The sequence below is a fragment of the Roseibium sp. SCP14 genome (genome assembly GCF_040329475.1).
In the GTDB taxonomy this organism is placed as follows: Bacteria; Pseudomonadota; Alphaproteobacteria; order Rhizobiales; family Stappiaceae; genus Roseibium.
Genome location: NZ_JBDZYH010000011.1, coordinates 16,902 through 31,453 on the forward strand (window position 1 = coordinate 16,902; position 14,552 = coordinate 31,453).

The window sequence follows — 14,552 nt, forward strand, 5'->3', positions numbered from 1 at the left end:
CTAGACGTAAAGAGCCGAAATGATTGGTTTTGCGACCCGCCGCCTTTTCCAGGCGTTGATTGTCATGTTGGTGGTGGCGCTGCTGGCTTTCACCATGTTCCGGTTTGTTGGCGATCCGATCAACCAGATGGTCGGTATCGAAACCTCGATCGAAGAACGGGAAGCCCTGAGGGAACGCCTCGGTCTGAACGACCCGATCCCGGTGCAGTTCCTGCGCTTCGTCACCAACGCCGCCCAATTCGATTTCGGTACGTCGTACCAGTTCCGGCAACCTGTTTCGGAGCTTTTTGCCAAGCGAATACCAGCGACGCTCGAGCTCAGTTTCACCTCCGCCCTGTTTGCCCTCGTGGTGGGAATACCCATGGGCATATATGCGGGGCTCAATCGCGAGTCCCCCATCTCGAAACTGTTCCTGTCCGTTTCGCTCGTCGGAATTTCACTGCCGACATTCTTCATCGGCATTTTGCTGATCTTCCTGTTCTCCGTGACGCTGCAGTGGCTGCCAAGCTTCGGCCGCGGTGAAACCGTTCAAATCGGCTCCTGGTGGACCACTGGCTTCCTGACCATTTCGGGCTTGAAAGCCCTGATCCTGCCATCGATCACGCTCGGCCTTTATCAGATGACGCTGATCATGCGCCTGATCCGTGCGGAAATGCTGGAAGTCATCCGGACCGACTACATCAAGTTTGCCAGAGCGCGCGGACTGCCGAACCGGCTGGTCAATTTCCGCCATGCACTCAAGAACACGCTTGTTCCCGTCATCACGATCACCGGTCTTCAGCTTGGCGCAATCATCGCGTTTGCGACAATCACCGAAACGGTTTTCCAGTGGCCCGGCATGGGACTGATGTTCCTGCAAGCGGTGCAGAACGTCGATATTCCGATCATGTCGGCCTATCTGCTGCTGACCGCATTCCTGTTCGTGGCGATCAATTTCATCGTCGACATTCTCTATTTCTTCATCGACCCGCGCCTGCGCGTCGGTCGGCCATAAGGGAGACAGTTACCAATGCCTTACGTCTCCAACGAAGAAGCAAAAGCCGCTATCCAGGACCGCGCGGGCGTACCTTCCCAGCAAGGCCGTCTGACGAAGATCCTGGACAGCGACATGTTCCATTCGTTTCTGCGATCCAAAGTTACCGTCGTAGCGGCCTGCGGAACGCTGATCCTGTTTCTGCTTGCGTTTCTTGCGCCCTGGGTCGCGCCGCACAACCCGTTTGATCTGGCATCGATTTCCATTCTGGATGCGCGCGTTCCGCCGGTCTGGATGGAATATGCCGATCCGCGTTTCCTTCTGGGCACAGACGACCAGGGCCGCGATCTTCTTTCCGCGATCTTCTACGGGATGCGGATCTCGCTGATCGTCGGCTTCTGCTCGGTCATTGCGGCAGCGGTTCTCGGCATCAGCCTTGGCCTCGTTGCGGGCTATATGGGTGGCCGCGTCGATGCCGTGATCATGCGGATTGCGGACGTTCAGCTGACATTTCCGGCCATTTTGATCGCGCTGCTGATCGACGGTATTGCCGCCGGTATCTTCGGATCGATCGATCGGGAAGTGTTTGCCTTCTACATTCTGATCGTGTCGCTGGCCCTGTCGTTCTGGGTGCAATACGCGCGTACGGTGCGCGGTTCCACCATGGTTGAGAAGAACAAGGAATATGTTCAGGCAGCCCGTGTCATCGGCATTCCATCGGTCATCATCATGGCCCGCCATATCCTGCCGAACGTCATGGGACCGGTCATGGTCATCGCCACCATCAACCTTGCCCTTGCGATCGTTACCGAAGCAACCCTGTCATTCCTGGGGGTCGGCATGCCGCCTACCCAGCCATCACTCGGCACGCTGATCGCAGTCGGCAACGACTTCCTTTATTCCGGCGAATGGTGGATCGCCATCTTCCCGGGTCTGGCGCTGGCCCTGCTGGTGCTGAACGTGAACCTTCTGGGCGACTGGCTGCGCGACGCCCTCAATCCGAAACTGCGGTGAGGGCGGCATGAGCGTTCTAGATATCAAGGACCTGACGGTTGAGTTTCCTGGCCGCAAATCTGTTTTTGTCGCGGTCGATGACGTCAGCCTGAGCGTCGAGGCCGGCAAGATCCTCGGCGTCGTCGGGGAATCCGGCGCCGGCAAATCGACAGTCGGCAATGCGGTCATCGGCTTGCTGCAGGAGCCCGGTCATATTGCGGACGGGGAGATTTTTCTTCACGGCAAGCGCATCGACAACCTGCCCTACAAGGACAAACGCCTGTTGCGCGGCCGCAAGATCGGCATGATCTTCCAGGATCCTTTGACTTCGCTGGATCCGCTGCAAACTGTTGAATCCCAGCTTGTGGAGACCATCCGCACCCATTTGCCGTTTTCCAAAAAGGAAGCGCAGGCAAGGGCGATCGAGCTGATCGACGCGGTCGGCATCCCCAATCCGGAAGAGCGGATCAAGCAGTATCCGCATCAGTTCTCTGGCGGCATGCGCCAGCGCGTGGTGATCGCACTTGCACTTTGCGCAGAGCCGGAACTGGTCATCGCCGATGAGCCGACAACAGCGCTGGACGTTTCCATTCAGGCCCAGATTCTGGTGCTGATGAAGAAACTGTGTGAAGAACGCAACGTTGCGATGCTGGTGATCACTCACGACATGGGCGTCATTGCCGACATCACCGACCATGTTGCGGTGATGTATCATGGTGAACTGGTCGAATACGGCAAAACCACGCAGGTTCTGGGCGCACCGGAACACCCGTACACGCAAAGCCTGATTTCCGCGGTTCCGCGTCCTGACGTCAAGGTCGAACGGTTCCCGGTAGTCAACTATATCGAGAAAGCGGGCACACCGCAGAAGCAGATCGATATTTCCACCCACTGGCTCGGCAAGTCGCGGGACTACGAGAAGGTCGTCGGTCCGCTGGTGCAGATCCGTGATCTCGACATGCGATTCGAGACACGCGGATCGATCTTTCCGTCCAGACGAAAATACTTTGACGCGGTCAAGAAGGTCAGCTTCGACGTGCAGGAAGGCGAGACCTTCGGGCTCGTTGGCGAAAGCGGCTCGGGCAAGTCGACCATCGCCCGGCTCATCACCGGTCTCTACCATCCGACCGGCGGATCCATTTTGTTCGGCAAGACCGAGCTGACATCGCTGACGAACCGCAAGGACGTTCTGGCGATGCGCCGCCAGATGCAGATGATCTTCCAGGACCCCTATTCGTCGCTGAATGCACGCATGCGCGTCCGGGACATTATCGCCGAGCCGATCAAGTTTCATAAGCTTGCATCCAGCAACGCAGAAGTACGCCGGATCGTTGACGATCTTCTGGATCATGTCGGTCTTGGAGCCCTTGCCGGTCAGAAGTTCCCACATGAGTTTTCCGGCGGTCAGCGCCAGCGCATTTCCATCGCCCGGGCCCTGGCAACACGGCCGAGGTTCCTGATCTGCGATGAACCGACCTCCGCGCTCGACGTCTCCATCCAGGCTCAGATCCTCAACCTCCTGAAAGATCTGCAGGAAGAGCTCGGTTTGACCATGCTGTTCATCAGTCACGATCTTGCGGTCATTCGACAGATGTGCAACCGCATCGGCGTCATGCGCCACGGCGAATTGTGCGAGGTTTCCGATTGCGACCAACTGTTCGAAGCTCCAAAGCATCCCTACACACGGGAACTGCTTGATCTGATGCCATCGATGGAGCTGTTGTCGCGCGCCAATCTTGAAACCGTTTAAGGTGATCATCGCTAACCAGGCTCCCCCGGAGCCTGGTTTTCAGGTTTCACGGCAACTTCATGGATAGGCGTGTGTCCAGCGCCTCCGCGCTTTTCCGATTTCAAATGCTGGAACCGATTTGACCGGCTGCTGCCTTTACAGCGTCCGGGAGCTGGTGTTTATCGATCCTGACGCTTTTCAAGCGATTAAATTGAGGGACGAGGCGCCATGAGCGATACAAAACAACCGAAGCTGCGGTCCGCAGCCTGGTTCGATAATCCGGACAATCCAGGCATGACCGCGCTCTACATCGAGCGCTATCTCAATTTCGGCATCACCCGCGAAGAGCTTCAATCCGGCAAACCGATCATCGGCATTGCCCAGACCGGCTCCGACCTTTCCCCCTGCAATCGGCATCATCTGGAACTGGCCAAGCGCATTCGCGAAGGCATCCGCGACGCAGGTGGCATCGCGTTCGAGTTTCCGGTTCATCCGATCCAGGAAACAGGCAAACGGCCTACAGCAACGCTTGACCGGAACCTGGCCTATCTCGGCCTTGTCGAGCTCCTCTATGGCTACCCTATCGACGGTGTTGTGCTGACTATCGGTTGTGACAAGACCACTCCTGCCTGCCTGATGGCGGCGGCAACCGTCAATATTCCCGCAATTGCGCTTTCGGTCGGGCCGATGCTGAACGGCTGGCACAAGGGCGAGCGGACCGGATCGGGTACCATTGTCTGGAAAGCCCGTCAGATGCTGGCAGCCGGCGAAATAGATTATGAAGGCTTCATGGATCTCGTTGCATCGTCCGCGCCGTCTGTCGGCTATTGCAACACGATGGGAACCGCAACGACGATGAACTCTCTCGCCGAAGCCCTTGGCATGCAGCTGCCGGGCTCCGCGGCCATTCCCGCGCCCTACAGAGAGCGTGGAGCGATTTCCTACGAAACCGGCAAACGCATCGTTGACATGGTTCATGCGGACCAGAAGCCTTCCGATATCATGACCCGGGAAGCTTTTGAGAACGCGATTGTCATTAATTCAGCGATTGGCGGATCTACAAACGCGCCGATCCACCTTAACGGAATTGCCCGTCATCTCGGCGTCGAACTGACCAATGACGATTGGCAGGATATCGGCCACGATGTGCCACTGCTCGTCAATCTTCAGCCTGCAGGCGAGTATCTGGGCGAAGACTATTTCCATGCAGGCGGTGTTCCTGCGGTTGTTGCGGAACTGATGCGCCACGGCAAACTGCCACACCCCGATGCAGTCACCGCAAACGGCAAATCGATCGGCGAAAACTGCGAAGGTATCACCACGGATCTTCCGGAAGTGATCAAGCCCTACGACGAGCCGATGATGGAACACGCCGGTTTCCTTAACCTCAAAGGCAACCTCTTTGACAGCGCGATCATGAAAACCAGCGTGATCTCTGAAGAGTTCAGGCAGCGGTATCTTTCAAATCCGGATGACCCGGAGGCCTTTGAGGGCCGTGCCATCGTCTTTGAAGGCCCGGAAGACTATCACGACAATATCGACAATCCGGATCTGAACATCGATGAGCATTGTATGCTGTTCGTTCGCGGAACCGGCCCGATCGGTTATCCGGGCGGAGCAGAAGTTGTGAACATGCAGCCCCCGGCTGCTCTGATCAAACGCGGCATAACTTCACTGCCCTGCATCGGAGATGGCCGCCAGTCCGGTACGTCCGGCTCCCCCTCCATTCTCAACGCCTCGCCAGAAGCCGCCGCCATGGGCGGGCTTGCTCTCCTGAAGACCGGCGACCAGGTGCGGATCGACTTGAAGAAAGGTACCGCCAATATCCTGATCTCCGATGAGGAGCTTGCGCAGCGCAAGGCAAACCTGGAAGCTGCTGGTGGTTTCAAAGTGGCGGAAAGCCAGACGCCGTGGCAGGAAATCCAGCGGTCCATGATCGGTCAGTTCGACAAGGGCATGGTGCTTGAACCCGCGGTGAAATATCAGGATGTCGCTCACTCAAAGGGTCTTCCGCGCGACAATCACTAGGTTGGCTGACAATACCCGTGGCATCCTGGTTAGGAATTCTGGTTTCTTGGAATCGTCAGTGCGAACAAACAAATTTTCTCACTTGACGATTACGTAAACGGCATGCTTCAAGAAGGCAACGACAGTCAAGCGTCATAACCGAACGGGAGAAGACATATGTCCTTGGAACAGCTTACAGAAGGTGTCCGCGAGAAAGTTGCCGGTGGCGGTATCGAAGAAAGCGTGAAATTCGATCTCGGCGATGCCGGCGTCATCTTTCTGCAGGGCTCCGATGTCAGCAATGACGACGGCGAGGCGGACTGTACCATCAAGATGACTGCTGACGATCTCGGCGACCTTCTCTCCGGAGACCTGAACCCGACGGCTGCTTTCATGGGCGGCAAGATGCAGGTGGAAGGCGACATGAGCGTTGCGATGAAGCTGGGCAGCATCGTCTGAACATCCATTCCTCGATCCATTGAGATTGCAAGCCGGCGCCTTTGGGGTCGGCTTTCTTATTTGTCATTCCATAAAACAAAAAAACGGCGGCCCAGTGGACCGCCGTCAAGTTATTGTCCGAAGACACCTTTCTTATTGTGTGATGATCTCCGGCCCCATCAGCATGTAGGGCAGGAAGGTCGACAGCGCCGGTACGTATGTAACCAGGATCAGGAACAGCAACAGGACCAGAACAAACGGCGCTGCGGCTTTCACCACCTGAACGAGGCTCATGCCCGTAATGCCCGAAGTCACAAAGAGGTTCAGACCGATCGGCGGTGTGATCATGCCGATTTCCATATTCACGACCATCAGAATGCCGAGGTGGATCGGATCCACGCCCAGTTCCAGGCCGATCGGGAACACCACCGGCGCCACGATCAGCAGCAGACCGGACGGCTCCATGAACTGGCCACCGATCAGGAGCAGGATGTTGACGGCGAGCAGGAAGGTGAACCAGTTGAAACCGGCTTCGACCATCCAGTCCGTGATAACCTGCGGGATCTGTTCGGCTGTCAGCGTGTGGGCAAACAGCAGGGCGTTGACGATGATGAACATCAGCATGATGGTCGTCTTCGCCGAATCCGTGAGGACTTTCTTGGTATCCCTGTGGAACAGCGCAGGCAGGAACTTCAGGCCGATAATGCCAAGGTTCCGTCCCCAGACCTTGCCGCCGACCGCATAGGTTCCCGGAAGTTCGGCGGCACTGACACCGCCACGCAGCAAGGGATACCCAATCAGCGCGGCGACAAGAACAATCGCACTGTCGATGCCGAAGATTGCAGCACGATCCGTGACAAGCGCGGCAATACCTGACCAGGTCAACATTGCGACGACGGCGTAAGTGATCGCCTTGAAGCCGGTCAGCGCCAGAGGTCCGTCCTCGTCCTCAATCCAGCCGATACCGGAAAGCGGGCCCATATCGCGATAAACGAACAGGGCAATCAGGCAGGCATAGACCGCTGCCACGGCAGCCGCTTCGGTTGGCGTGAAGATACCGAGATAGATGCCGCCCAGAATGATAACCATCAGGAAAAGGCCGACGGCTGCTTCAGACAGCGCTCCCCAGATCTCCTTGAACCCGGGCCAGGGCTGGGCGGGCAAGTTCTTCACCCGAGCCATGACATAGATCGCGACCATCAGCATGAGACCGGCGATAATGCCCGGAATGACACCGGCCAGGAACATGCGGCCGACGGACACGTTGGTCGCCGCAGCATAAACAACCATCACGATGGACGGCGGAATGAGAATGCCGAGCGTACCTGCATTGGCGATAACGCCGGCTGCAAATTCCTTGGTGTAACCGGCCTGGCGCATACCTGCGATGGCAATGGTACCGATGGCAACCACCGTAGCCGGAGAAGACCCTGACAGCGCAGCGAACAGCATGCAGGCAAAGACGCCGGCAATGGCGAGACCACCCCTTATCGATCCGACTGTCGCGATCGAAAAACGAATGATCCTGCGGGCAACGCCGCCGGTCGACATGAAGCTGGACGCCAGAATGAAGAACGGAATTGCGAGCAGTGTGAAGTTCTGCGAGGCGTTGAACAGTTGCACCGCTACCGAACTCATGGAGTCGTGGCTGAAGAGCGCGATATAGAGGACGGCTGAAAGGCCGAGCGAGATGGCGATCGGAACACCCAGGAACAGAAAGCCGAAGACGAAAATGAAGAGAAATGCTGTTTCCATCGGGGCTTAGTCCTTCAGCACATCTTTGTTTTCAGCCACCAGTTCCTCCGCTTCGTGAGCGGCGATGATGGCGTCTTTTTTGCCGATGAGGATCAGCACGAAAGCCTGAGCGGCACGGAAGGCCAGCAGGACAAGACCGATAGGCAGGATCACGTAAGGCATCCAGCGCGGAACCCGTTCTTTCACCCCAAACCACTCCTGAATGAAGACCGGCCATTTCAGGTCTTCCATGCCGATGGGCAACTTGTAGAATTTCGCGACATAGGCGTAGGCACCGCCCGTTGAACCCTTGTTTTCCAGGGCGAGCATGCCGCCGAACCAGGTGGCATCGAACAACAGCACCGCATAAAGCACTGTCAGAGCCGCTCCCAGCAGCGCCGCCAGTCTGAAAAGCGGCCTCGGCAGAAGATTGATGACAGCATCAACGCCGAGGTGAGCGCCGATCTTGATGCCGTAGCTCATGCCGAACAGGATCAGCCAGGCGAACAACACGCGAGTCAGTTCAAGCGCGCCGCCCCAGCCGGAATTGAAGCCGTATCGGGCAACTACCTGAGAAAAGGTGACGAGGGTCATCAACGCCAGAATGAAGGCGATGATATTTTCTTCCAAGGAATCGACAAACCGTCCGACGCGGGACATGCAGGCCTCCCCTACCGGAACGCATCCGTCCCAGTCTTGTGCCGCGTTGAATGCGGCTTGTTTTTAAGGAAATTCAGAGCAGTTGAACGGGCTGGGCATACCAGCCCGTCCTCCTCGGATCCGAGGATTTAGCTTTGCTGGTTGGAGGCAACGGCCGCGTCAATGACGTCCTGACCGATGTCATCGCGGAACTTGTCCCAAACCGGCTTCATGGTCTTGACCCACTCGTCGCGCTGCTCCGGGGTCAGTTCACGAACAACACCACCGTTTTCGATGATTTTCTGCTTGTTCGCTTCATTGATCTCCGTGGAACGCGCGTTGTACTCGTCGGAGACTTCGTTGAAGATCGTCACGAACTGGTCGCGTACGTCAGCGTCGAGGCTGTCCAGCCATTCCTGGGAAGTGACGGCCAGGTAGGTCAGCAGCTGGTGGTTGGTTTCCGTCGTGCCGTCCTGAACTTCAAAGAACTTCTTGGTGTAGATGTTGGACCAGGTGTTTTCCTGTCCGTCGACAACACCGGTCTGCAATGCACCATAGACTTCCTTGAATGCCAGTTTCTGAGCATTTGCACCCATGGCTTCGATCATGGCGACCGCCACGTCGGACGTCTGTACACGGAACTTCAGGCCCTTCGCGTCGCTCGGAACCAGCAGCGGCTTGTTGGCAGAGAACTGTTTCAGACCGTTAAATACGTAGCCGAGACCAACGAAACCGTAGTCGGACATGGCGCCCAGAAGTTCCTGACCTTTTTCACCCTTTGTGAAAGTGGTGACCGCTTCCATGTTCGTGAACAGGAACGGCAGGTCGAACAGGCGGTACTTCAGCGTATAGGACTCGAACTTGGACAGCGACGGTGCGGCCAGCTGAACATCGCCCAGCAGTAGCGCTTCCATAACCTTGTTGTCGTCGAACAGCTGCGAGGACGGGAAGACCTGCATGCAGGCTTTGCCATCCATTTCCGTGTTGATGCGGTTGGCAAGTGCGGTTGCCATTTCACCTTTCGGGTGACCCTGGGCCGAAACAACATGGCTGAACTTGATGACAACTTCGCCGTCACCACATTCATCAGCAGCGTATGCTGCAGACGACATGGCAAAAGTAGCCGCGGTGGCGGCGGCGATTACAAACTTTTTCATCTGATGTCCTCCCAGACATTTCAAATATGGCGGCCGAATATGTGGCCGGACAGCGCGAGGCTGGTCGCGAGCTTTAACGCAAAGCGCGTGCCAATTGCTCCATACATATTCAAAATGGCTGATTTTTGCCGTTCTTTCGAGATTCATCAAAACGACAAGCCAACGATTGGGAAACAGATGGGTAGGCTCCGACACATGGGAGCCTCAGAATGTGTCGAATTCGACACATTCTCGCCCGCTTGGAGCCACTATTGCCAGAGACCACCACTCCCGGCATCGTGTTGGGTCGGTGTCAAGAGGCGCTCCAGCTTGTCCGGGTTTCTGATCACATAGATCTGGTCAACAATTCCGTCGCTGGTGTAGCCAAGCGTCATTGCGGTCACGATCCGATCGCCGTCAAGTTGGGCCAGGCCGCGGACGCCATTGATCTCCAGTTCGACCATCCGATCCCGATCCCAGAGACGGCTGATTGCCCTTGTGATGAAGTTGACGACTTCGACACCTTCAATGACGCGACTGATGGACGGTGCCTTGCCGCCGCTATCGGCCCGCAGCTGGACAGATTCGGTCAATAGCCCCGCGAGACTGTCGGTCGACCCGGTCTCGATCGCATTCAGGAACGCCTTCAGGAAGGTATCCTGCTGCTCAGCGGTCGGAATCGATCTGGCGGACTGGGACCGAACAAATCTTGCAGCTCGCGACACAAGCTGCCTGCAAGCCGGTTCCGACAATTCCAGTGTTTCGGCGACTTCGGTATAGGATTTTCCGAAGACTTCCCTGAGCAGGTAGGCTGCCCTCTCCTTCGGTGTCAATCGCTCAAGCAATAACAAGAAGGCTGTGGTCAGGGACTCCGCACGTTCAAGATCGGCTTCGGGGTTTGTGCCCGTCTCGGTCTGCAATGGCTCGGGGATCCACGGGCCGACATAGTCGACCCGTTTTCTGTGAGCGGCTTTCAGGAAGTCCAGACACCGATTGGTGCAAATCGTGGTCAGGAACGCATCCGGATTGGAGACTTTCGCCTTGTCCGTGCCTTGCCATTTGACAAACGTATCCTGAACAGCATCTTCCGCATCCGCCATGGAACCGAGCATGCGATACGCAAGCCCCAGCAGGCGCGGTCGAGACGTTTCGAACTTTTCGCTGTCTGAAATTCCGGTCATGCCCAACTCCAACGCCGTTAGTGATTTGAGACCTGCATCCGGTTCCAGAGATTGATCATGGCGATTGCAGAAGTAAGCGCACTTATTTGAGCATCGCTGTAGTGCTGCCGCAACTCATTGCGGAGCGTTTTATAGTCGGTTGCCGGATCGAGGCTGGTCAGGGCTTCAGTCCAGGCAAACGCCGCTTTTTCGGCCGCTGTGTAATCCTCGACATGACGCCAAACCGTTATGCGTTGCACACGCTTATCGGTTTCGCCGTCCCGCAGGGCTTCCTCGGTGTGCATTTTGACGCAATAGGCGCACTGGTTGATTTGCGATGCACGCAATTCAATCAGATGGCGTAATTTCGGTTCCAGTTCCGTATTGCCGATTTCACCGCTCGCGGCCTCGAAGCGCCGAAGAACGGAGGGAACATATTCCAGGTAATTGATTGCATTCGGACTTGTCATTTGTGTCATCCATTGGAGGTTTAAGTGACTTACACCCCAATGACGATCGATCTGCTTTTCTTGTGACACACATTGCGAATTTTTATGCAGACGCGACCACTTCTTCCTTGCCCAAGCCGTATTTGCGCATCTTTTCGTAAAGTGCCTTGCGGGATAGCCCGAGATTCTCATAGGTCGGCTTGATGGCACCGCCATTGCGCTTCAGCTCTGCGGCTATCAAGGCGCGTTCATAGGAGGCAACCTGGTCGAACAAGCTGGCTCCTGGAGTGGATTGAGGTTCCGCCTGTTGCTCCAGTCCAAGTACGAAGCGATCGGCCACATTGCGCAGCTCCCGAACGTTTCCCGGCCACTCGCGCGTCATCAGGCCTGCCAGATAGGTGTCGCTGATGTCCGGAATTTCGCGTCTGTAACGTGCCCTGGCTTCAACGGCGAGATGCTGGAAAAGCAGGGGGATGTCCTCCAGCCGATCCCGAAGAGGCGGGATTGCAACATTGACCACATTTAGCCGGTAGAAAAGGTCCAACCGGAAGCGTCCCGCCTTGCCGGCTGCTTCAAGATCTTCCTTTGTGGCCGCGATAAAGCGCACGTCCAGCTCGATATGCTTGTTTGACCCGAGCCGCTCAATGGTTCTGGTTTCGATCACGCGCAGCAGCTTGACCTGGAGTTCCAGCGGCATGGATTCGATCTCGTCCAGAAAGACCGTGCCACCGTGGGCATGTTCCAGTTTGCCGATCCTCTGGCCACTGGCCCCCGTAAAGGCACCCTTTTCGTGTCCGAACAGTTCAGATTCGATGATTTCGGCCGGAAGCGCGCCGCAATTGAGCGCAACAAACGGATTGTCCTTGCGCGGCCCTTCGTCATGCAGGGCTCTTGCGACAACTTCCTTGCCGGACCCTGTTTCACCCAGGATCAACACGTCCGCATCGGTGCTTGCCAGCGCAGTGACATTCCGGCGCAGCAGGTCCATGGCAGCCGTCCGTCCGACCAAACGGCTTTCCAGGCCGGTCCTGTCTGCAAGTTCCTCGCGCAGCTTGCGGTTTTCCAGAACGAGCCGGCGTTTGTCTAGCGCCCTTTCTACCACTGACGCCAGATGCGCAACGGAAAAGGGTTTCTCCAGAAAGTCATAGGCCCCGGCGCGCATGGCCTCGACCGCAAGCGGCACGTCGCCATGCCCGGTAATAAGTACGACGGGGAGCGCGGGGTCGATTTCAAAGGCCTTTTTCATCACCTGGAAACCATCGGTCCCCGGCATGCGAATATCCGTGACCAGAACACCATAGAAGTCCCGGTTGATGCGCTCCAACGCTTCTTCGTGCTGACCGGTGGCAAAAACATCCTGTCCGGTGAGTTCCAGCCCCTGGCTCAGCGAGCCTCTAAGCGCTTCCTCGTCATCAATCAACAGGACGGTTGCCTGATCCATCTACGGGTTCCCTATTCCGCCGCCAACACTCTCTCGTCCACCACCGGCAGGCGCATGGTGAAGACGGCCCCACCGCTTTCCCGATTAGCCGCTTTCAGCGTTCCGGAAAAGTCATGGACGATCTTATAGGCGATCGACAAGCCGAGCCCCAGTCCCGCACCGACATCCTTGGTCGTGAAAAACGGATCGAAAATCTGAGGCAGCACGTCTTCGTCGATCCCCGAGCCGTTGTCGCTGACCGTTAGCACCGCCTCCCCGTTTTCGCGCTGAAGCGTGAGCGTGACTTCCGGGTCGGCCTTTCCATTGACTGCATCCACCGCGTTGGACAGCAGGTTGATGACAACCTGCTCAAGTCGAATGCGCCCGCCCTTGACGATGATGTCGCTGGACGGCAGGTCGAGCAGCAGACTGACGTCGTTCTGCTTGATCTGCGGCTGCAGAAGCAACATGGCCTCATCGATAACCTGCCGCAGGGATACCGGCTTGATGTCGGTGCCTGATTTTCGCGTGAACCCTTTGAGGGTCTTGGCGATTTCCGCCATGCGCTTCACCATGCCGCCAATTCGGGTAAGGTTTCCTTTCGCCTCTTCCGCTCTGCCGCGGTCGATCAGCATTTCGGCGATTTCAGCGTCTGAGCGGATCGCCGCAAGCGGCTGATTGTATTCGTGGCTGAGAGCTGCGGACATGCGACCCAGCGTTGCCAGTTTCGCCGCCTGGACGAGTTCGGCCTGGGTCAGGCGCAGATTGGCTTCGGCCTGTTCACGCTCGCGGACTTCCTGTTCGAGCAGGGCATTCGCGTGGCGCAACTCGGCCGTCCGGCTTTGAACCCTCCGCTCCAGTCGCAACGCCGCGGCTCGCCTGCGCCGCTCCTCGCGAACAAATTCTTCGCGCCTTGTGATGAGGAACCAGATGCCACCGGCTGCAATCACACAAATCAAAAGCGCGATCAGCATTGCCCACCCGGACTGATGACGCGCGTCTTCAATGTCAACCAGCGTCCTGACTTCCCAGCCCAGAACCGGCAGGTTCGAGGTCAGTTGCATGTAGTTCTTGGTGGAACCGGCCTTGGGAAGCAACAGGTTGATACGCCCGACAAACGACAGGTCGGCTATGTTGACGCCTGGGTGCAGCTTTTCAGCCGTCTTGCCGCGCCAGGCTGGAACATTGGTCACAACAACCCTGCCGGTTCTGTCGAACGCCATGATGGGGTCCTTGCTGAGGGCCCAGGCTTGTTCCACATCTTCAAGACTGACCCTGACCGCAAGAACGCCCAACAATTTCTCACCAGAGCGGAGCGGCGAGGCAAAAACGTAATTCGAGGGCATCTCCGGTGTTCCCGGGATCAGTTCGCGGCCCAACTGCCCCTGCGTTGCCTGTTCAAAGGCCTGCGGGATCTTGTCCGCGCCACCAATCGCGCCGGAAGGAACCGGATCCTGGCTGGACACAATGACGTTTCCTGCGGAATCCATCAGCCAGATTTCTTCTGCGCCAGACATGCCGGCTGCGATTGCCGCAATGCCCGGCTCTGTCGGTCCGTTGTTCCGATGGAGCATCTGGGCAATGTCCGGGCCCCTGGCAAGCAACGGGGACAGCAGGCGGAACTTGTCCAGCAACCTTTCCAGAACGGCGGTTTGGACCGCAAGATTTGCTTCCGCCCTGGTTTCCGATTCAGCCAGGGTGAGACGCAGGCTCGCCAGCCCCGTCAACAGCAGAACCACCAGCGCGGCGGCAATCGTCGCGGTGCCGATACTCATCTTCAGCTTGCGCCAGGCGTGGCGCTCGGGTCTGCGTGTCATCCTGCCAGTATAATCAAGCTTGAGCATCCGTGAAGCTGAAGGAAAGCGGGCCCCGAC

12 protein-coding genes are annotated in these 14,552 nt (G+C 57.2%); 5 read left to right on the top strand and 7 right to left on the bottom strand.

Translation table 11 applies throughout. The annotated features are described in order from the left end of the window. Nucleotides 1-19 precede the first annotated feature (19 nt). The 5 genes from ABLQ08_RS28630 to ABLQ08_RS28650 all read left to right on the top strand — a co-directional run bounded on the left by ABLQ08_RS28630 (nt 20) and on the right by ABLQ08_RS28650 (nt 6,161). Complete coding sequence (locus tag ABLQ08_RS28630; protein WP_352949694.1) at nt 20-994, top strand: ABC transporter permease; 975 nt, start codon at nt 20-22, stop codon at nt 992-994. Nucleotides 995-1,009: 15 nt separating this feature from the next. After that, complete coding sequence (locus tag ABLQ08_RS28635) at nt 1,010-1,987, top strand: ABC transporter permease (protein WP_352949696.1); 978 nt, start codon at nt 1,010-1,012, stop codon at nt 1,985-1,987. Nucleotides 1,988-1,994: 7 nt separating this feature from the next. Beyond that, nucleotides 1,995-3,716, top strand: a complete 1,722-nt coding sequence (locus ABLQ08_RS28640) for an ABC transporter ATP-binding protein (protein ID WP_352949697.1) — start codon at nt 1,995-1,997, stop codon at nt 3,714-3,716. A 207-nt stretch (nt 3,717-3,923) separates the two neighbouring features. Then, a complete protein-coding gene (locus tag ABLQ08_RS28645; RefSeq protein ID WP_352949698.1) occupies nt 3,924-5,723 on the top strand; it encodes an IlvD/Edd family dehydratase in 1,800 nt (599 codons plus the stop codon). Nucleotides 5,724-5,879: 156 nt separating this feature from the next. Beyond that, entirely contained in the window at nt 5,880-6,161 is a 282-nt protein-coding gene (locus ABLQ08_RS28650; protein WP_352949699.1) for an SCP2 sterol-binding domain-containing protein, read from the top strand. A 132-nt stretch (nt 6,162-6,293) separates the two neighbouring features. Here the strand turns inward: ABLQ08_RS28650 and ABLQ08_RS28655 are convergent, their stop codons facing one another. From ABLQ08_RS28655 to ABLQ08_RS28685, 7 genes are all read right to left on the bottom strand, one after another. After that, entirely contained in the window at nt 6,294-7,895 is a 1,602-nt protein-coding gene (locus ABLQ08_RS28655) for a TRAP transporter large permease (protein WP_352949701.1), read from the bottom strand. A 6-nt stretch (nt 7,896-7,901) separates the two neighbouring features. Continuing rightward, the gene (locus tag ABLQ08_RS28660) at nt 7,902-8,534 is read right to left on the bottom strand and encodes a TRAP transporter small permease (RefSeq protein WP_352949702.1); all 633 of its coding nucleotides are present in this window, start codon (nt 8,532-8,534) and stop codon (nt 7,902-7,904) included. Between the two features lie 128 nt (nt 8,535-8,662). Next, nucleotides 8,663-9,670, bottom strand: coding sequence for a DctP family TRAP transporter solute-binding subunit (locus tag ABLQ08_RS28665; protein WP_352949704.1), 1,008 nt, complete (start codon nt 9,668-9,670; stop codon nt 8,663-8,665). A 248-nt stretch (nt 9,671-9,918) separates the two neighbouring features. Continuing rightward, complete coding sequence (sigJ, locus tag ABLQ08_RS28670) at nt 9,919-10,830, bottom strand: RNA polymerase sigma factor SigJ (protein ID WP_352949706.1); 912 nt, start codon at nt 10,828-10,830, stop codon at nt 9,919-9,921. A 17-nt stretch (nt 10,831-10,847) separates the two neighbouring features. After that, nucleotides 10,848-11,279 (bottom strand): carboxymuconolactone decarboxylase family protein, encoded by a 432-nt coding sequence (locus ABLQ08_RS28675; RefSeq protein ID WP_352949708.1) that lies wholly within the window; start codon nt 11,277-11,279, stop codon nt 10,848-10,850. 82 nt (nt 11,280-11,361) lie between these two features. After that, entirely contained in the window at nt 11,362-12,699 is a 1,338-nt protein-coding gene (locus tag ABLQ08_RS28680) for a sigma-54-dependent transcriptional regulator (protein WP_352949710.1), read from the bottom strand. 11 nt (nt 12,700-12,710) lie between these two features. Further along, nucleotides 12,711-14,495, bottom strand: a complete 1,785-nt coding sequence (locus ABLQ08_RS28685) for a sensor histidine kinase (RefSeq protein WP_352949712.1) — start codon at nt 14,493-14,495, stop codon at nt 12,711-12,713. Between the last annotated feature and the right edge of the window lie 57 nt (nt 14,496-14,552).